This is a genomic window from Novosphingobium sp. TK71 (assembly GCF_055361505.1).
Genome location: NZ_CM143962.1, coordinates 1,657,737 through 1,675,213, shown reverse-complemented (window position 1 = coordinate 1,675,213; position 17,477 = coordinate 1,657,737). Strand labels below are relative to the sequence as shown.

The window sequence follows — 17,477 nt, the reverse complement described above, 5'->3', positions numbered from 1 at the left end:
CGCGCCGCTCCTGCCTTCAGGCCGCGACCGGGCGGGTACATTCTCGCGCAAGATCGAGCACGTCGGCGGCAAGGCGGTCCACTTGTGCCGGGTCGGCGTCCCACGCGAACATGAAGCGGGCACCGCCGCCGATGAAGGTGTAGAAGCGCCAGCCGCGCGCGCGCAGTCCATCCAGAACCGGTTCGGGCGCGGCCAGGAACACGGCGTTGGCATCGACCGGGAAGATCAGTTCCAGCCCGGCCACACCCGCGAAGGCATCCGCAAGGCGGCGGGCGCAGCCATTGGCATGGCGCGCGTTCGCCAGCCATGCGCCGCTTTCGAGCACGCCGATCCACGGCGCCGAGAGGTAGCGCATCTTCGAGGCGAGCTGCCCGGCCTGCTTGCAGCGGTAGGAGAAGTCTTCCGACAGCGTGCGGTCGAAGAAGATGACCGCTTCGCCCACGGCCATGCCGTTCTTGGTGCCGCCGAAGCAGAGCACGTCCACGCCGGCCTGCCAGGTGATCTCGGCGGGGGTGCAGTCCAGCGCCGCGCAGGCATGGGCGAAGCGGGCGCCGTCCATGTGCAGCTTCAGCCCGAGCGCGCGGCAGGTGGCGGAGATCGCCTCGATTTCGGCCACGGAATAGACCTGCCCGGTCTCGGTCGGCTGGGTGATGGTGACGACGCGCGGCTTGGGGAAGTGGATGTCCGACCGGCCGGTGGCGAGCGCGCGAATGGCCTCCGGCGTCAGCTTGCCGTCGGCGCTCTGGGCGACCAGCAGCTTGGACCCGTTCGAGAAGAACTCCGGCGCGCCGCATTCGTCGGTCTCGACGTGGGCGGAGGAGGAGCAGATCACCGAGTGATAGGACTGGCACAGCGCGGCAAGCGCCAGCGAGTTGGCGGCAGTGCCGTTGAAGGCGAAATAGACGTCGCAATCGATGGCGAACAGCGCGCGGAAGGCGTCGGCGGCGCGGCGCGTCCATTCATCCTCGCCGTAAGCGGTGGCCGAGCCGGTATTGGCCAGCTCCATCGCGGACCAGGCCTCGGGGCAGATTCCGGCATAATTGTCGCTGGCGAATTGCTGGGCCGGGGCGGGACGGATCTGGGACATGCGGTATTTCCTTCTGGGCTCGGCGAGCCGGGAGGAAAATGACGGCGATGCAGCTGGAAAACCCGTTTGTTGCCGGTCCGGCCACATCCCTTCGCATGTCTGCGAAGGTACCACCTTGCTCGGGAGCAGGTTGGTGCCGGGCATTATCCCGACTCTTGATGCTGGGGCGTCTGCTAGGCCGATCCCGGTCCGCCGTCAATCGGAAGACGGGCCGGACCATCAATCGGAGAACGGTTCCGGCGATTTCGAGCAGGGGTATCAGCAGGAAGGCTGACTCGACGCGGAGCCCCGGCCTTCGTAGGTTTTTCCCGTCGCTTCCGGCACTTCGCCGGGCGGTTCGGCAAGACAGCTAGGAACATGGGGCGGACATTCGACGCGAGATCATCCGGCCTGAGCCGGGCGCGCCAGGCGCTGCTGATCACCGATCCAAACCGGCTGATCGGCTATGGCCGCCTGATGACCGCGATCTTCGCGGTGATCGCGATCTATCTCGATCCCACGCAGCCCGGCCGTTACCGGCACGAGGCGCAGGACGTGCTGGCGATCTACCTCGTCATGGCGATCCTGCTGGTGGCGGTGCCGATCCGCAAGCCGGTGGACAGCCCGGTCCACTTCGCCGTTCACGTCCTGGATACCGCGATCCTCGGCTGGCTGGCGTTCCTCACCAACGAACTGACCAGCCCGTTCTTCTCGTTTCTGCCCTTTGCGCTGCTGGCGATGGCGGTGCGCTGGGGGTTCGCGGGCGCGATCGTCGGCGCGGTCATGCTGGAGATGGTGCTGTTCGCGGTCGGCATTCCCGACATTCTCGACGGTGAATCCGAACTCAACGTGCTCATCATCCGGGCGGCCTACTTCCTGGTCTGCGCGGTGATGCTCGGCTATTTCGGGGCTTACCGCGAAAGCAGCCGCGAACGGCTGGCGCGGCTGGCGAGCTGGCCAATGGATGCCGGGTTCGGCGACCGGCGCGGCTGGCTGTCCGAACTGTGCCGCCATGCCGCCACCGTCACCGGCTGCGAAAGCCTGATCCTGATCTGGCGCGAGCAGGACGAGCCGACCGGCTTCATCGCCCATTGGCGCAAGCAGGGGCTCGACCTGCGGCCGCTGGACCGCGCCAATTTCCGCAGCGCCTTTTCCGAGGCGCGGCTCGACTTCATGGACCGCACGCGGGCCAGCCAGCTTGGACCGGACGAGATGCTGGCGCTTACGCTCATGCTCGGCGGGCTGGGCCTGCCGCGTCCGCGTTCGCACGACTATGCGGTGCGTTCCGGCTTTTCCGGGCTGCGGTTCCGCGGGGCGCTGATCCTGGTCGATCCCGAAGGGCGGCCGGAGGACGCGCTGGCGCTCACCGAGATCATCGCCGCGCGCACGGGGTCCGAACTGGAGCATGTCGAACTGGTGGCCCGCCATGCCGACAGCGTCCGTGCCGACGAACGCAGCCGCTTCGCGCAGGACCTGCATGACAGCGTGCTGCAGGACCTGACCGCCACGACGCTCAAGCTGCGCGGGCTGGCGGCGCGCGATCCGGCGGGCGCAAGGGAGCTGGCGGCCGAACTCAAGGACATCGAGGAACTCGTGACCCAGCAGCAGCGGCGCATCCGCAGCTTCGTGGAGGACCAGCGCGATTGCGACGGCGGAGCGCCCACCGACATGGTGGCCGACTTGCGCCGGGAGGCCGACATTCTCGAAAAGAAGTGGGGCGTCACCGTTCTGTTCGACTGGCACGGACGCGCCGCGCAGTTGCCGCGCAGCCTTGTGGACGAGGTGATCCAGCTCTTTTCCGAGGCGACCGCGAACGCCGTGCGCCACGGCGCCGCCACGCAGATCGCGCTGGAGGCGCGGCTGATCGGCAGCGCGCTGGAACTGGGCGTGGCCGACAACGGACGGGGCCTGGGCCCAGCGGCGAACGGGATCGGCCCGGCCTCGCTGCGCAGCCGGGCCATGCAACTGGGCGGCTCGATCGCGCTGGACGACAGCGCAACCGGACTGCGCGTCACCATGGTCATCCCGCTGGAGGAAGCCGCATGAACATGCCCGCGAGCGCTTGCCGGGTCCTGGTTGCGGACGATCACCCCCTGCTGCTGCGCGGGCTGGCGGACATGCTGCGCGGCACGGGCGAGGTGGACCTGATCGAGGCCACCGGCAGCGGCACGCGCGCTCTGGCGGTGATCCGGGAGAAGCGCCCCGAAGTCGCGGTGCTCGACGTGTCGATGCCCGATGTCGGCGGCCTCGCGATCCTGCGCGCGATCAGCGAGGCGGGCTGGCCGGTCCGGGTCATCTTCCTGTCGGCGACGATGAGCGGGCGGCAGATCGCCGAAGCCATCGCGCTTGGGGTCTGGGGCCTGCTGCTCAAGGACTATGCTGCCAATTCGCTGCTCGACTGCCTGCGCGAGGTGGTGTCCGGTCGCAAGTGGCTGCCGGAGGATCTGGTCGCCAAGGGGCGGCGGGGCGGGGGCGTGGACATCGCCTCCGATATCGGCAACCTCACTCCGCGTGAGCGGGAGATCAGCGCGCTGGTCTGCCGAGGGTTCTCGAACAAGGCGATCGGGGGGATGCTCGGGTCGACCGAGGGGACGGTGAGCATTCACCTCCACAATATCTACCGCAAGCTCGACATTTCCAGCCGCACCACGCTGGCGACGCTGTTCGTGAAGTATCAGGCCCAGCGCAGCGAGCAGGAGTGACCATGACGGCGCAGCCCCCACCCGCTGCGCAAGGCGGCCGCCTGCGGTTCTGGCTTGGCGTGGTGGTGGGGGCGGCCTTCCTCGCGGTGCTGTGGTCCACGGTGGACATGGCCGCTGTCGGCGCGCTGCTGGTGCGCGCGACATGGTCGCCGCTGGCGCTGGCGCTGCTGGCCTATGCGCTCGACTTCCTGCTGCGGTCGTGGCGGTTCCGGCTGCTGCTCGATCCCGGCGGGCGGGACGTGCCCTTCGCGCCGACGGTGGCGCCTTTCGTGGCAAGCTTCGGCATCAGCGATATCCTGCCCTTTCGCCTTGGCGACGTGTTCCGCGTCTACTGGTTTCACCGCAGGTTCGCACTGCCGGTGGGGCATGTGCTGGGGGCGATGGTGGTGGAGCGCGTGCTCGATCTCGTGTCGATCCTGATGGTTGCCGGCGTGGCCCTGATGCTGGTGGACAGTACGCTTCCCGCCGAGATCGTGGCGCAGTTCCGGCTGGTGCTGGCGGTCGCGGTGATCGCGAGCCTCGCGGTGCTGCTTTCGCCGGCGCTGATCGAGGGGCTGGCCGGCCTGATCGAGCGGAAACTGCCGTTCGCCGCCGCCGCGAAACTGGCGGAAACGGCACGGGCGGTGGCGCGCGCGGTGCGGGGAAGCGGCGGCCCGAAGCGGATCGCAGGGATGGTGCTGCTGTCCTTCGCGCTCTGGCTGCTCGAAAGCCTCGTCATGCTGGGGGCATGGGTGAGCCTGGGCGGCAGCGTGACCGAGGGTCTGCGGCCGCTGGTGGCCTTTGCCTTTTCGACGCTGGGCACGCTGGTGCCGGCGCTGCCGGGGCATTTCGGTTCCTACGAATTCTTCGGGATGCTTTCCTACCGCGCGGTAGGTGTCGGCGCCGAGCAGGCCACCGCGACGATCCTGCTGGCACATCTCATGCTCTGGCTGCCGACCGCACTGTTCGCACTCGGCTGGCTGGCAGCCGCACGAACCGGCTCCCCGCTGCGGCTGCTGAGAGCAGGCTGAGCTGGATACAGCGACTGGATTGCGCCCCTTCTTGCCGTTCAATTGAGCATTTGCGGGCGCATAACCGGACATTCCGCTTATCACCGGTGCTGGGACTTTGGGGGGACCTAAAAGTCTAGCTTCTTGATGTTCGCGATCAGACCGCCCGTCGACCGCTGGAGCTCGCTGATCTGAGCGAGATTTCTCTTCATCCCGCCGCTTATCTCGGCATCGGTGTTTAAGGCTTGATACACCCGCTCGGCGTCCTCCCATGTGATGCCATAGTTGAGGAAATTGCCCCCGGCCTTGACCGCATCAATTGAGTGCTCGGCACTTCGCAGGAGAAAATAGTAGAAATATATCTCCCACGCCGGCCGCAGCCGGCCTTCAACCAGCGTTCCTACCTTGAGAATCGCCCGTTGTTCAAATTGCGCTTCGGAGCCTGAGAAAGTGTAATAGTCCCGCTTGAACTTCAGGAGGTCAGCGCCGACATCCGGGACATCTGAAATTGTCGTTTTATAGTAACGCGACAAAATAGAGTAGAGGGCGAGGGGCTGGCCGGTGGTGCTGTGCGTCTCAAGGATCGTTCTAGGCTTCCCCTCGAACTTGTCAGGATAGTTAGCAAAATCTCCCAGCTCCTGCTTGAGCCGACTGCCTTGCTGCGCCCGCTCCGCAGCCGTAGCGGGTGCGGCGTAATACGTCCCGGCGATCACGCCGGTATTATCGCCCGCGACGTTGATCCCGCCGCTGTTATGTTGGCCGATGGCGGGTGAATGATCGCCCGTGGTCGCAATCTGTGCTGTATCGGCTCCGTCCGTCGAGGATTGGTTGATCGAAAGGGGAAGGCTTGGTTCGACAGCGTTCGGCGGCGGCTTTTGCCAAATCGCAATTAAGAATGCGAGGGCTGCCGCACTGATTGCGACACTCAATCCTAATTTCGGAAAGAACGTGAGCCCCTGTGCCCATTCCAAGCCGCTTTTCATGGTGTCGATCATTTCTTGCCCCTTCCACCCGGCGTCAGTCTAGCACAACAATGCGAGGCCGGAAGTTAGTCCTTGCCGTTGCCGTTCGTGGACCTTGATCGGGGTTCGGCAGGCATTAGACATTAGGCAGAGGGAGCGGGAACTGCTGCTCTGGTCGGCAGCCAACGCCGCGTGAGCGTCAGTTATCCTCGAAACCCGCCTTCAAACCGGACATTCGCCTACCGGCCCCTTGGCCCCTAATGGAAGCGGCGGGTCATGGCTTCCATGGCGTTGCGGTGGGCCAGAGCCATGACCGTGCCTTGCGGGTTTACCGAGGTCGGTCCGCAGAGAAGCGAGGCGTCGTTTACGTAGAGGCCCTGGGCGCCGTGGACCTTGCCGAAGGAATCGGTGGCGGTGCGCCGCGTGTCCTCGCCCATCGGGCACGAGGAGAAGACATGGACCGAGGTGACGTTGCCGTCGCCTGCTTCCAGCAGTTCGGGAAGGTCCGCGAGATCGGCGGGGGAATGCAGGTCCGGGTAGCCGGTGACGCAGGGGTAGATCGTCCGGGCCCCCGCCGCGAACAGCGCTTCGCAGAGCCGCCGCAGCCCCTCTCCGAGCACGGAGAGATCGCCTTTCGAAAAACGGATGCGGACCAGCGGATCGTCGAAGCCGGGCAGGTTGCGCACCGAGGCCACGCCGCCGCCCGACTGCACGTAGTAGATACCCATGCGCCGCCAGCGTTCGGCCACGAGCTCCCAGTGGCCCTCGCGCCCGGCCAGCGCCACGCCCAGCATCGCGGGATTGCTGATCGAGCAGCCCATGCCGAAGCGCGGCTCGAATTCCTTGACCTGGTGGACCGGATCGAAATCGCCCGGCTGGTTCACGTCGCGGTCGAATTCCGCGACGACCTTGACCATCGGATGGAAGCGCAGGCTGTTGCCGACATTGTGGGAGATGCCGGAACGGCGCAGCAGGGCAGGGGTCTGCACCGCGCCGCAGGCGACGACCACGGTTTCGGCGCGGAAGGTCACGGCGCGGGGCAGGCCGTTCTCGCCGCGGCGGAACCCTTCGGCGATCCACATGCCGCCTTCGCGGCGCAGGCGGGCGATCCGCGTGGCGGGCAGGAGTTCGCCGCCCGCCTCCAGGAACCGGCGCACGAAAGTGGCGGACATCGACTGCTTTTCACCGCCGCGACCATCGGCGGCGTACTGGTACAGGCGGGGCGCCTCGATCGCGAACCAGCCCTGCGCCTGCGCGCCCTGCTGGAGCCGCCGCGACATGTCGGAGGCGGCGGTGCCTGCATATTCGACTTTCGCGATCGCCTCGCAGGCGGCGAAATGGGGCGTCATTCCGGCAAGGTCGAGATCGCGCACATCGAACCGGCGCCGCCAGTCGTCAAGCACATAGGCGGGCGTGCGGTGGTAGAGCCCGCGGTTGACCTCGCTGCCGCCGCCGACGCAGCGCCCTTCCACCCAGGCCAGCTTGTGCCGTCCCAGCGCGACGCCGACCCCGGCATTGCGGTACTTGAGCAGCATCTCCTCACGCGAGAAGTGCGGCGCGGCTTCGAGCGGGAGATGCTGGCCTTCTTCCACCATCGTCACCCGGTGGCCCGCCTGCGCGAACAGCGTGCCGCTTACCGCGCCGCCGGGGCCGGAGCCGATCACCAGCACTTCGGTGAGGATCTCGCCGGGCGTGCTCATGCCGCGATCCGTTTCGCGCGGGCCTGTTCCTCGCGCAGGGGCAGCGAATAGAGGCCGTAGCAGGAGAAGGTGGAATAGAACGCGATCATCGAGCGGCGAAAGCCGATCCGCGATCCACGCCAGGCGCGGACATGGGCGGCGCGCTCGCCCGGGGCAAGGCGGGAGAAGCGGTGGCCATGGACCGGCAGGCTCGACAGTTCGAACAGCAGCGCCAGCCCCCGGAAGCCGAGCCGGAAGTGATCGGGCATGGCCGCGCTGGTGGCGAGCACATAGTCGCGCACGGTCGCTCGGTCGGATGGCGAGAGGCCGGGGCGCACTTCCTCCACCAGGACATCCACGAGAGCCGCGATGCAGGATCGGATCATCCCGCCTCCGGTCCGGCCGGAATGGGGTATGGCGGCGCGTTCAGGCATGGGCTCCCTCCGCGAGGATGGCCTTAAAGGGGGGATCGTCGAAGCGGCGGAAGCCCGAGGGCTCGGCGGTCTTGCCGTGCGTGCGGATGAGGGCGGGAACGCCGATGGCGGCGGCGGCGGCGGCATCGCGATCCGCCCGGTCTCCGATCACGAGGGTTTCCTCGGGCGTCATGCCGGTTTCGGCGAGCAGCGCCAGCAGGCCGGCGGGGTTGGGCTTGAGGCGGCCGACCCCGCCCGAGCCGGACCAGATCGTATGGTCGCAACGCAGCCCCAGCGCGGCGAGCTTGGCGTCCACCGGGTAGTCCGACCAGACCGCGATCCGCCGCCCGGTGGCGCGCAGGGCGGAAAACAGCCGGTCGATCCCGCGCGCCTTGTAGCGAGGGAGCAGCGCCAGCGGCCGGCGCTCGATCCATTCCTCCACCATGGCGCGGATTTCCCCTTCCGAGCAGCCGCAGCGCCGCGAGGTGAGGCTGAACTGTTCATGGGTGAAGTCGTCGCCCTGCACCTCGCCCAGCAGTTCGCGGATCTGGCGAAAGGCGCGCAGGGTGCGCACGGTGCGAAGGCTGCGCTGGCGCAGGCTGTGCTTGCACAGTTCGATGGCCATGGCGCGGCGCAGCGGCGGCTGGTCGTAAAGCGTACCGTCGAGGTCGAAGACGACCAGCCCGACCTTCTTCCAGCCCACTTCGGACATGTTGCCCCACTCCGTCATCGTTCCAGCCCTCACTTGCGGTGCCCGGGGAGCATGTCCGCCGGGGTGAAGCTGCGGTTGGTGAGCGTGGACAGGCCGGCAAGGTCGAGGAACGAGAGCACCAGCAGTACGCTGACGGTCACGCCCAGCGTCGCCATCAGGCGGCGGGATCGGAACATCCGTTCCGGCCGCTGCGCGATCGAGTCCGGCAGCATCGACAGCCAGAGATAGCAACCGAACAGCCCGGCGATGAACGGGAAGGCAAGGACGTATTCGACCCGGTACTTGATGAGGAACACGCCGAGGAAGAACGACGAGAGCATGGCATAGACGAGGCAGCTCACCACCAGGCTCTCGGCGGTATAGCCGGCGAAGGACTTGCGGTAGCGGGTCAGCGTTTCAAGGCCGACGGCGGCGGTGATGTCGCGGTATTCGGACAGGCGCTTGGAACCCATGAGGAAGGCGCCGCCGGTCCAATAGGCGAGCAGGAGGCTGACGGGCGGCATGCTGGAGGGGTCTATCATCAGCCAGCCCAGCGTCAGGCGGATCGGGTTGTTCACCGATTCCGAGATCACGTCGAGGAACGGGCGGTCCTTCGAGCGGATCGGCTGCACGTTGTAGACGAGGCCCGAGACGAGGAACACGATCGAGAAGACGAAGAAGCTGCCTCCCATCCAAGCCGCCAGCGAAAGGCCGACCCCGGCGAAGGCCAGGTATTCCACATAGACCAGCGCCGGCGAGAGTTGCAGCGACACGGCCTTGCGGTGGTGCTTGCTGGGGTGATGCGCGTCGAATTCCCGGTCCAGCCATTCGTTGATGACGTAGTTGGCCGAGGCGATCGCGATGGCCACGACGAAGCCGATGACCACGCGCTGCGGGGCGTCCAGCAGCGAGGGCTCGCGCAGTGCATAGGCGAGGATCAGGCCCGGTATGATGAACACATGCTTGGTGATGTGATCGAAGCGGGCAAGGGTCAGGTAATCGCGCAGGCGCGCGGTCTTGCGGTCAAGCGTGGCCGTCGAGGGCATGGGGGGATTCTCCTGGAGCGGAGGGGGCGGGGTGGCTGGCGGTGAAACGGATGCGGATGGAACGGCTGTTGTTCCGGAAATGAGGGGGCCGACCGGGCCGGAGGCGATTGGCGCCACCGCGATGGGCGGCGCGATCGCGGGCGGGGATGCCGATGGCGGCGGCGGGGTCATGGCTGCACCGCGGGCGACACGCGGTAGATGCGTCCGTCGGCGAAGCTGGCGACGGGAACCAGCGAGAGCGCGCGCCGCAGCCGGTCTTCGCTGGCGAGGTAGAAGCGCCAGTCGATGTTGTCGAAGGCGACCACATAGACCGGGCGCTCGGGCCATGCGGCCGCTTCGCCGCGGATGCGGGCGATCTGCGCTTCGGGCGGATCGTTGGGATCGGGCCGGTTGGTGCGCAGCAGGCGCTCCATCGGCACCATGCCCGCGCGGCGGTCCGTCAGCAGGGTGACGACTTCGGGGCCGTTCGAATAGACCAGAGAGGCGGCGGGAAGCGCCCGCACCGCCGCGATCGTCGGGGATTCGCGCCAGATGCGGGCGTGGAAGCCGGAACCCTCGCGATAGGCGTCATGGGTGCGGCTGACCGTGCGCACGGTGTGCGAGGCGAGGATCACCGCCGCCAGCGCGGCCAGCGCGAACCACATGGCGCGGGGGGCGGCCAGTCGGCGGTCGAGCCCGCTTGCCTGAAGCGTCAGCAGCATCGCCAGGACCAGATAGGCGGGAAGACCGTAGCGCCCCACGAAGGAAAGGTTCGCCTCCAGCATCGTCGAGAGCCAGACGAAGGCGAGATAGCCCACGAAGAACAGCCCGAGGACCAGCGACAGGGCGGTGCGCGCATCGCTGGGCGCATCGGCGCGCTCGTTCCGCCAGGCGGCAAGCTGGCGGGCGAACTGCCAGCCTGCAAAGCCGAGCAGCAGGACGAGCAGGCTGACGCGGAAGGCCAGCGGCACGTTGTCGGGGAACAGCCAGGCGGCGGTGGTTTCGAGATTGGCCCGCCACTGCGCCGGCCCCATGTTGCCGTAGAAGCGCATCTCGCGGCCGATGGAATGGCCCACCGTCAGCGTGCTCAGGATCACCCAGCCGAAGAACAGCGCGGCCCCCGGGACGGCCATCAGCACGCTGTCGGCCACGCGCCGGGCAAGCGGCAGGCGCGGCGTGGTGAGCAGGACCAGCACGATGGCGGCGCCCAGCGGCGGGGCGGTGAACCGCGCAAGCGTGGCCATGCCCAGCATGAGCGAGGCGATCACCAGGTCGCGCTGGCGGCCATGCTCGAAGTAGTCGAGCACGAACCACAGCGTGAACAACACGAAGGAGATGAACGGCGGCTCCGATATCACGCTGGCATGAAGGGCGACGAACTGCGGTGCCAGCGCCACGAGGGCGGTGCCGACCGCCGCATGGCGCCAGTCCCCGGCGGCCCGCCGGAGCAGCGCGAAGATCATGACGACATTGGTGCAGAGCGTGACGATCGCCCAGGCCATGGCCGCCGTCAGCAGCGGCACGCCCAGCGCATGGGGCAGCACGAGCATCCAGTGGTAGACCGGCGCGTCGTAGGGGATCGGGCTGATCCCCATGTAGCGGGTGCTGTCCGGGGTGACGGAAAGCCCGTGGTGGACGTTGAACTGGAGCAACGCCAGCGAGCCCAGCACCAGGAGCGCGCAGGCTATCCGGCCCTGCCGGACCGAAGCGGCATTGCCAAGGCCCAGGGGAGGGCGGGGCGCGGTGGCCGCGAAGGGGCGGGCCATCTCGGCGGGCGTTGCCATCGGCTCAGCCCAGCACGCGCTTGATGTTCTTGGCGACGAAGCGGACCGTGGCATCCGCCACGCCGCGCCCCAGCACGTCGTCCAGAGCGGCGAGCAGATGGTCCACCTGTGCCTCCTCGACGATGTAGGGCGGCATGAAGTGCAGCAGGTCTCGGGCGCCGGGCTGGAAATGGACGAGCACGCCGTGGCGTTCGAACAGTTCGCGCGCCACGGCGCCGATCAGCACCGTCTCGTAAGTCACGAAAAGCGGGTTCTTGCGTATATCTATCGCTTTTTCAGCCAGTTGCTGGCCGAAGTTCAGCTCGATTGCCTGGAAGCAGCCCTTGCCGCGCAGGGATACGATCTTGCGCGGATACTTCTCGCGCAGGCGTTCCAGCCCGGCTTTCAGGTAAGCGCCGATGCGTCCGGCCCGCTCGATCAGCTTCTCGTCCGCGAGCACGTTGAGCGTCTCGATGCCGACCGCGCAGGATTCCCCCATGCCGCTGAAGCTGGAGCTGTGCAGGTTGCAGTCCTGCTTGTTGCCATAGGCCTTGTCGAACAGGGCCTGCGAGGTGACCATGGCGCCCAGTTCGCGCTTGCCGCCGCCCAGCGTCTTGGCGAGGGTGACGACGTCGGGCACCACGTCCTCGTGCTGGAAGGCGCAGAACCTGCCGGTGCGGCCCATGCCGACCTTCACTTCGTCGAAGATCGTCAGGATGTCCTCCTGCCGGCACAGCGCCGCGAATTCGGTGAGGAAGCCCGGGCGCGGCACTTCGCAGGAGGTGCCCCGGATGGTTTCGACGATCCCGGCGATGATCCGGTTGCCGCCTGCGGTCCGTTCCTGCCGGATCGCCTCGATCACGGATTCGATGTCTCCATAGGTGGCGAAGACGACGTTCTCCCGGGGAACGCCCATGATAAAGCCGCTCTGCACGTCGGTGGCGGTGGTGAGGGAGAGGGGGCCGTGCGTCTTGCCGTGGAAGGCGCCCCGGAAGCACAGGAACTTGGTCTTTCCCTTGGGGGTCTGCACGCGCTCGCACAGCTTCATCGCCGCTTCGTTGGCCTCGGTGCCGGATACCGCGAGGAAGGAGACGTCCAGCGGGCGGGGCAGGAACCGCGAGATGTTGTAGGCCAGCGCGCCCTGCAGCTTGTGCGGCGCGATCTTGATGCAGTCCAGCACCTTGAGCTCGTGGCAGCGGCGCTCCGCGGCGATCACGCGCGGGTGGTTGTGGCCCAGCCCGAGCACGCCGAAACCACCCGAATAGTCGAGGATGGTGCGGCCGTCGCGCAAGGTGATCTCGGCGCCTTGCGCGCTTTCGATATCCATGCGCGCCAGGCCGAGGATGTCGAAGACCTGGAGCATGTACTTGTTGAGGTGCGCGGCATAGAGGTCCATCGCCGCATCGCCGTCCAGCGCGAGGCTCTGCTCCAGCGACAGCAGCTTGCGGTCTTCCGGCGCATCCGGGCCGGGCGTCTCGATCCGGGCTTCGATCTTGGAATGTGCCGTCACGCTCGATCTCTCCTGCCATCGATATGCAAGCAGGCTACCGGGCGGGTGGGACGGCGTGTATCTACAGGACCTTATACTCCCGAATGCCCGCGCCGGAACGCATGGCCTAGCCCTCCGGGAACGGGGCTACCCCTGCCGGATAGACGGGATGGCACGCACACCGTACCGGAAGGGATGGACCTGCGCCGGTTCCGGTCATCGGTTTGTCGATTTTGCGACAACATTTGCCTCGCAAGGCGCCACGGAACCCCGTATTGGCGAAATCCGGCCCGCTGCGGGCCTTGTTGGATGGGAAGTGCAGGCGAAGCCGCGATATGGCCTTGACGTTGGATAACCTGAAAAGCCTGCCGGAAGGCGGGCCGGACCAGGACGACCATTCCCCCAGTTCCCCGAACCCGCCGCCTTCCGCCGAGGCGCCGCCGCGCGGCCGTTCGCGCTGGTGGTGGATTTCGCGCGGGACCGCCGGCGTGCTGATGCTGTTCTTCCTGCTGATCGGCTGGCTGCTGGTGACGGCGCCGCTGTCAAAGTCGCTCCAGCCGATTTCGCCGCCGCAAGTCACGCTGCTGGCGGCGGACGGTACCCCGATCGCGCGCAACGGCGCCATCGTCGATGCGCCGGTGGAGGTGAAGAAGCTGCCGATCCACGTCACGCAGGCCTTCATCGCCATCGAGGACCGCCGGTTCTACAGCCACTGGGGCATCGATCCGCGCGGCATCGCCCGCGCCTTGTGGAGCAACGTCAGCGGCGGCAGCACCCAGGGCGGCAGCACGATCACCCAGCAGCTCGCCAAGTTCACCTTCCTCACCTCCGAACGCAGCCTGACGCGCAAGGCGCGCGAAGTGCTGATCGCATTCTGGCTGGAAGCCTGGCTGAGCAAGGACGAGATCCTCGAACGCTACCTGTCGAACGCCTACTTCGGCGACAATACCTACGGGTTGCGGGCGGCCTCGATGCATTACTTCCACCGCAAGCCCGAGAACCTCTCGCCCGCGCAGTCGGCCATGCTGGCGGGGCTGATGAAGGCGCCTTCGCGCCTCGCGCCCACCAACAACTACGATCTTGCCGCGCAGCGCATGAAGCTGGTGCTCCAGTCCATGGTCGAGGCGGGCTACATGACGCCGGAGCAGGCCCGCGCCATCCGTGCGCCGCGCCTTGACGTGCGTTCGCAGAACGACCTGCCCACCGGCACCTACTTCGCGGACTGGGCGCTGCCGCAGGCGCGCGGGCTCGACGAGGCGAGCTATGCCGCGCAGACCTACAAGACCACGCTCGATTCCCGTCTCCAGGCCGCCGCGCGCCGCGCCATCGAGAATGCGCCGCTGGGCAAGGCGCAAGTCGCGCTGGTGGCGATGCGGCCCAATGGCGAGGTCGTGGCCATGGTCGGCGGGCGCGACTATGCCAAGTCGCCGTTCAACCGCGTGACGCAGGCCCGGCGCCAGCCGGGTTCGACGTTCAAGCTCTTCGTCTATCTTGCCGCGCTCGATGACGGCTGGAAGCCGACCGACACGATCGAGAACACCCCGTTCGAAATCGGCTACTATCGCCCGCAGAACGCCGGCGGCGCCTATTCGCAGACGATCACGCTGGCCGATGCCTTCGCCCATTCGAGCAATGTGGCGGCCGTGCGCCTGTTCCAGAAAGTGGGCGACAAGGCGGTGATCGACATGGCGCGCAAGCTCGGCGTCACCGCGCCGCTGCCGCATGGCGATCCCAGCCTCGCGCTCGGCACGTCCAGCATGACGCTGATGGAACTGACGGCGGCCTATGCGGGCGTGGCCGGCAATCGCTTCCCGGTCGCGCCGACGGCGTTCAAGGCCAAGGAGGAGGGCTGGTTCGACGGGCTCATCAGCGGCCGCCGCAGCCTGTCCGAGAGCGAGCACGACGATATCGAGACCTTGCTGCGCGGCGCCGTCAATCGCGGCACCGGGCGCGGCGCCCGGCTGCAAACCGCGAATTACGGCAAGACCGGCACCAGCCAGGAGAACCGCGATGCGCTGTTCGTGGGCTATGCCAAGGATCTCGTGGTCGGCGTGTGGGTTGGCAATGACGACAATACGCCGCTCAAGGGGGTTTCCGGCGGCACGATTCCGGCCCGTATCTGGCGCGATTTCATGCAGCAGGCGCTGGGCGAGCGCGCCGCGCCGCGTCCCCGTGCAACCGGGAGCCCCGATCCCGAAGGCCCGGTCCAGCCGCTCGACGTGCCGGATATCGGCGATATACCGCTGGGCGATTCCAGCTTGCGCGTGGAGGAGGGCAAGGCGGTGCTCTCCACCCAGATCGGCGGCGCTCCGGTGGACGTGAAGCTGGACGAGAAGGGGCTCCAGATCGACGGGCGGCAGATCATCGAGCAACTGGTGCAGCCACGCCGCACCGATCCGGCACCCGCCGCTTCGTCTTCTCCGCAACCCTAGGTTTGCTCAGGCCTAGTTCGTAGCAATCCGGGGCCGCAAAGCCCGGAATGGCTCGATCCGGTAGCGGATCGTGTAGCCCATGTGGTCGGAAAGCATCCGGCCGTCCGGTTCGCGGCCGAAGGGCACTTCCGCGCCCACCGGCACGATGCGCGCGTTCGTGCCGTCGAAGGCGAATTGCAGATCGCGTGCGTGCTCGCGGATCGCGGCGAGATCGGCGTTCCGGGCGGGATCGTCAGACGCGCCGGGGAGAAGGCTCCGGCTGAGGGCATCGCGCACCGGCCGTCCGTTCACCTCGCCCAGCGCCGTGCGGAGCAGGGCCGCGCGGCGGGGGCGCTGGCCCTGGTTGAAGTCTCCCGCCACCACCACCGGCAATCCGCGCGCATGTGCCCTTGCGAGAAATGCGCCGAGGAAGGCCGCCTGTCGTCCGAAAGCGGCGGTGGTGCGGGCCTTGGGCGCTCCCGATGCGCTCTGGCAGTTGAGATGCGTGGTCGCCACCAGCACGGGGCCGCGATCCGGGGTTTCCAGTTCGGCGATCAGCACGCCCTTGGCGGCAAGACAGTCGTACCCGGCGCAGTCCTCCGGCGGGAAGGCGGCGCGCTCCACGCCCAGCACGGGAAAGTCGGAAAGCAGGACGAGCCCGCTGTCCACCACTGCCATGCTGGTTTCGCCCAGATGCCAGTCGCGCCCGCCTGAATGCGAGGGCGCGCGCCGGGCGTAGGGGCCTTCGATCACGAAGGGATATCCGGCACGCCGCCCGATCGCCTTGGCATCGGCGGTGAAGGCTTCCTGCAGGACGACGACATGTGGCTGGCGCCCTTCGCGCCGCATCCCCGCCAGCCGCTCGGCGATGCGGCGAAGCGCCTGGGGGCGGTTGCTGGCAAGCGGCCAGGGCAGGCCCTTGACGTTGTAGGTGAGGATGGAAATCGTGCCCGGCTCCCTTGCTCCCGCCGTTGCTGGCTCCGGCAGCGGCGCCGCCGCGATCGGGACCGGATCGCGCGGTTCCCCCCCGATGGCGCCGCCAAGGCCGAGCGCGGCGGCAAGCGGCACCGCCAGCCAGACCGGCCGGCGGTCTCTTGCGGTCCAGCGGACCGATGCTTTCAAGAACTCCCTTGCGTGCCTGCCCCTGTGCAAGATCATGGTCGTCCCCTGTTGCGCCGTTCCCTGCCGGGCGGTCCGGCAGGGCGATGATCGGATCTACGGCTTCCTTCCGCTCTTCACCGGAGGAACCCTGCTCGCCACCATTTCCAGCGTCTTGCGCTCGATAGACCATATGACCCGCGGCTCGTCCGGGGCCCAGCCGATGGCCTGGCCGCCGGTCGGCATGGCGATCGTCGCCACATGTTCGAGCACGCCGCCCTGCCTGGGAACCCGGACCGCATAGATTTCCGGCAGATCGTGGCCGGTCACGTAGAGCAAGCCGTCCTTGCCCCACGAACCGCCCGAGGAACTGCGCGGGGCCATGCGGGAAAGCACGGTCTCCGGGAAGGTCCAGAGGCCGGTTTCCTCGAACCGGTCGTTCATCCTGACAAGTGTGGTGGCGCGGTGATCGCGGCCCGGCTCGCCGCCCTTGCCGTCGTAATTGGCGTAGCAGGCCCACCAGCTGCCCTCGTGGCGGACGAACCATGTCAGCGAGCCGTGGCCATGGCCCAGGGCATGGCTGCGCAGCGGTTTCAGGCTGGCCGCGTCGAACCACAGCACCTGGCTGTCCATCGGAACCTGCGGATAGTTCGAGGCCGCGCAGACCAGTTCGGAACCGTCCAGTTCGCAGCTGTTGAGATGCGGGTAGATCACCGGATCGCCGCTCCAGTGCGCGACGCGCCGGGCGCTCGCGGCGTCATAACGGGCGACCTCGTGATCGCCCACGGCATAGACGGAGCCATGGCCGCCGGCCGCGCCCTGCCGGGCCTCGGGGGCGGCGATGCGGCGCAGTTCGGTTGCTGCGGGAAGCGGCGCGCCGGGCGCCGCGCCGGAGGCCGCGACAGCGGGAGGCAGGGCAAGAGCCAGGCTCTGGGCAAGCGCGAGCGCGGCGAAGATCATGGGCGTGCCCCGATTCCGGCGCAGAAATGGCGGGTCGGTTCGTCGATCATGTTCTGCCCCTCGCTCGAACGATGGATGCGGCAGGATACCACGAAAGCGGCAAGGGCATCGAGACCTTGCCGTCCCTCACGGCGCCTTCGATACCACCCAGGGCTCGATAGGCTCCGCAAGTGACGGGACGATCACCGTTTGATGATGGTTTCGCGACAGGTCGCCCCGCCGCTCTGCC

General features: G+C 67.6%; 14 protein-coding genes and 1 riboswitch. Of the genes, 4 read left to right on the top strand and 10 right to left on the bottom strand.

The annotated features are described in order from the left end of the window. Positions 1 to 16: 16 nt before the first annotated feature. Entirely contained in the window at positions 17 to 1,087 is a 1,071-nt protein-coding gene (locus tag ACXJ16_RS07590; protein WP_463921721.1) for a threonine aldolase family protein, read from the bottom strand. Positions 1,088 to 1,142: 55 nt separating this feature from the next. Beyond that, positions 1,143 to 1,254: riboswitch (SAM-I-IV-variant riboswitch) on the bottom strand. 190 nt (positions 1,255 to 1,444) lie between these two features. Between ACXJ16_RS07590 and ACXJ16_RS07585 the strand changes: the two genes are divergently transcribed. Genes ACXJ16_RS07585 through ACXJ16_RS07575 form a run of 3 tightly spaced genes read left to right on the top strand, consistent with a single transcriptional unit; the run spans position 1,445 to position 4,778 of the window. Beyond that, entirely contained in the window at positions 1,445 to 3,112 is a 1,668-nt protein-coding gene (locus ACXJ16_RS07585) for a sensor histidine kinase (protein ID WP_054441221.1), read from the top strand. After that, positions 3,109 to 3,768 carry a response regulator transcription factor gene (locus ACXJ16_RS07580; RefSeq protein ID WP_324698788.1) on the top strand — a complete coding sequence of 220 codons (660 nt, stop codon included), beginning with the start codon at positions 3,109 to 3,111 and terminating at the stop codon, positions 3,766 to 3,768. Before ACXJ16_RS07585 ends, ACXJ16_RS07580 begins: the two co-directional genes overlap by 4 nt. A 2-nt stretch (positions 3,769 to 3,770) precedes the next feature. After that, a complete protein-coding gene (locus ACXJ16_RS07575; RefSeq protein ID WP_463921720.1) occupies positions 3,771 to 4,778 on the top strand; it encodes a lysylphosphatidylglycerol synthase transmembrane domain-containing protein in 1,008 nt (335 codons plus the stop codon). A 107-nt stretch (positions 4,779 to 4,885) separates the two neighbouring features. Here ACXJ16_RS07575 and ACXJ16_RS07570 read toward each other — a convergent pair whose 3' ends face one another. The 7 genes from ACXJ16_RS07570 to ACXJ16_RS07540 form a co-directional block, all read right to left on the bottom strand. After that, positions 4,886 to 5,752, bottom strand: a complete 867-nt coding sequence (locus ACXJ16_RS07570) for a hypothetical protein (protein ID WP_324698789.1) — start codon at positions 5,750 to 5,752, stop codon at positions 4,886 to 4,888. 224 nt (positions 5,753 to 5,976) lie between these two features. Then, positions 5,977 to 7,419, bottom strand: coding sequence for a GMC family oxidoreductase N-terminal domain-containing protein (locus tag ACXJ16_RS07565; protein WP_132469453.1), 1,443 nt, complete (start codon positions 7,417 to 7,419; stop codon positions 5,977 to 5,979). Further along, positions 7,416 to 7,832, bottom strand: a complete 417-nt coding sequence (locus tag ACXJ16_RS07560) for a hypothetical protein (RefSeq protein WP_054441233.1) — start codon at positions 7,830 to 7,832, stop codon at positions 7,416 to 7,418. The genes ACXJ16_RS07565 and ACXJ16_RS07560 overlap by 4 nt, the downstream gene beginning before the upstream one ends. Beyond that, positions 7,825 to 8,541 (bottom strand): HAD family hydrolase, encoded by a 717-nt coding sequence (locus tag ACXJ16_RS07555; protein ID WP_324698792.1) that lies wholly within the window; start codon positions 8,539 to 8,541, stop codon positions 7,825 to 7,827. Before ACXJ16_RS07555 ends, ACXJ16_RS07560 begins: the two co-directional genes overlap by 8 nt. Before the next feature lie 11 nt (positions 8,542 to 8,552). Further along, positions 8,553 to 9,548 (bottom strand): UbiA family prenyltransferase, encoded by a 996-nt coding sequence (locus ACXJ16_RS07550; RefSeq protein ID WP_463921717.1) that lies wholly within the window; start codon positions 9,546 to 9,548, stop codon positions 8,553 to 8,555. 167 nt (positions 9,549 to 9,715) lie between these two features. Next, positions 9,716 to 11,311, bottom strand: a complete 1,596-nt coding sequence (locus ACXJ16_RS07545) for a glycosyltransferase family 39 protein (RefSeq protein WP_463921716.1) — start codon at positions 11,309 to 11,311, stop codon at positions 9,716 to 9,718. Positions 11,312 to 11,315: 4 nt separating this feature from the next. Next, on the bottom strand, positions 11,316 to 12,800 hold the full coding sequence (locus ACXJ16_RS07540; RefSeq protein WP_185997707.1) for a class-III pyridoxal-phosphate-dependent aminotransferase: 1,485 nt from the start codon (positions 12,798 to 12,800) through the stop codon (positions 11,316 to 11,318). A gap of 314 nt (positions 12,801 to 13,114) precedes the next feature. Between ACXJ16_RS07540 and ACXJ16_RS07535 the strand changes: the two genes are divergently transcribed. After that, the gene (locus ACXJ16_RS07535) at positions 13,115 to 15,211 is read left to right on the top strand and encodes a transglycosylase domain-containing protein (protein ID WP_454796949.1); all 2,097 of its coding nucleotides are present in this window, start codon (positions 13,115 to 13,117) and stop codon (positions 15,209 to 15,211) included. Between the two features lie 12 nt (positions 15,212 to 15,223). Here the strand turns inward: ACXJ16_RS07535 and ACXJ16_RS07530 are convergent, their stop codons facing one another. Together ACXJ16_RS07530 and ACXJ16_RS07525 are read right to left on the bottom strand one after the other, a co-directional pair. Further along, positions 15,224 to 16,312: an endonuclease/exonuclease/phosphatase family protein gene (locus ACXJ16_RS07530; RefSeq protein ID WP_463921714.1), complete on the bottom strand. Its 1,089-nt coding sequence runs from the start codon at positions 16,310 to 16,312 to the stop codon at positions 15,224 to 15,226. 93 nt (positions 16,313 to 16,405) lie between these two features. Continuing rightward, on the bottom strand, positions 16,406 to 17,248 hold the full coding sequence (locus ACXJ16_RS07525) for a hypothetical protein (protein WP_324698796.1): 843 nt from the start codon (positions 17,246 to 17,248) through the stop codon (positions 16,406 to 16,408). Positions 17,249 to 17,477 lie beyond the last annotated feature (229 nt).

Coding starts and splice junctions, on each gene's coding strand:
- ACXJ16_RS07525 (WP_324698796.1), bottom strand. CDS start 17,248: ATGATCTTCGCCGCGCTCGCGCTTGCCCAGAGCCTGGCTCTTGCCCTG.
- ACXJ16_RS07585 (WP_054441221.1), top strand. CDS start 1,445: ATGGGGCGGACATTCGACGCGAGATCATCCGGCCTGAGCCGGGCGCGC.
- ACXJ16_RS07545 (WP_463921716.1), bottom strand. CDS start 11,311: ATGGCAACGCCCGCCGAGATGGCCCGCCCCTTCGCGGCCACCGCGCCC.
- ACXJ16_RS07535 (WP_454796949.1), top strand. CDS start 13,115: ATGGCCTTGACGTTGGATAACCTGAAAAGCCTGCCGGAAGGCGGGCCG.
- ACXJ16_RS07555 (WP_324698792.1), bottom strand. CDS start 8,541: ATGACGGAGTGGGGCAACATGTCCGAAGTGGGCTGGAAGAAGGTCGGG.
- ACXJ16_RS07550 (WP_463921717.1), bottom strand. CDS start 9,548: ATGCCCTCGACGGCCACGCTTGACCGCAAGACCGCGCGCCTGCGCGAT.
- ACXJ16_RS07575 (WP_463921720.1), top strand. CDS start 3,771: ATGACGGCGCAGCCCCCACCCGCTGCGCAAGGCGGCCGCCTGCGGTTC.
- ACXJ16_RS07590 (WP_463921721.1), bottom strand. CDS start 1,087: ATGTCCCAGATCCGTCCCGCCCCGGCCCAGCAATTCGCCAGCGACAAT.
- ACXJ16_RS07570 (WP_324698789.1), bottom strand. CDS start 5,752: ATGATCGACACCATGAAAAGCGGCTTGGAATGGGCACAGGGGCTCACG.
- ACXJ16_RS07560 (WP_054441233.1), bottom strand. CDS start 7,832: ATGCCTGAACGCGCCGCCATACCCCATTCCGGCCGGACCGGAGGCGGG.
- ACXJ16_RS07565 (WP_132469453.1), bottom strand. CDS start 7,419: ATGAGCACGCCCGGCGAGATCCTCACCGAAGTGCTGGTGATCGGCTCC.
- ACXJ16_RS07580 (WP_324698788.1), top strand. CDS start 3,109: ATGAACATGCCCGCGAGCGCTTGCCGGGTCCTGGTTGCGGACGATCAC.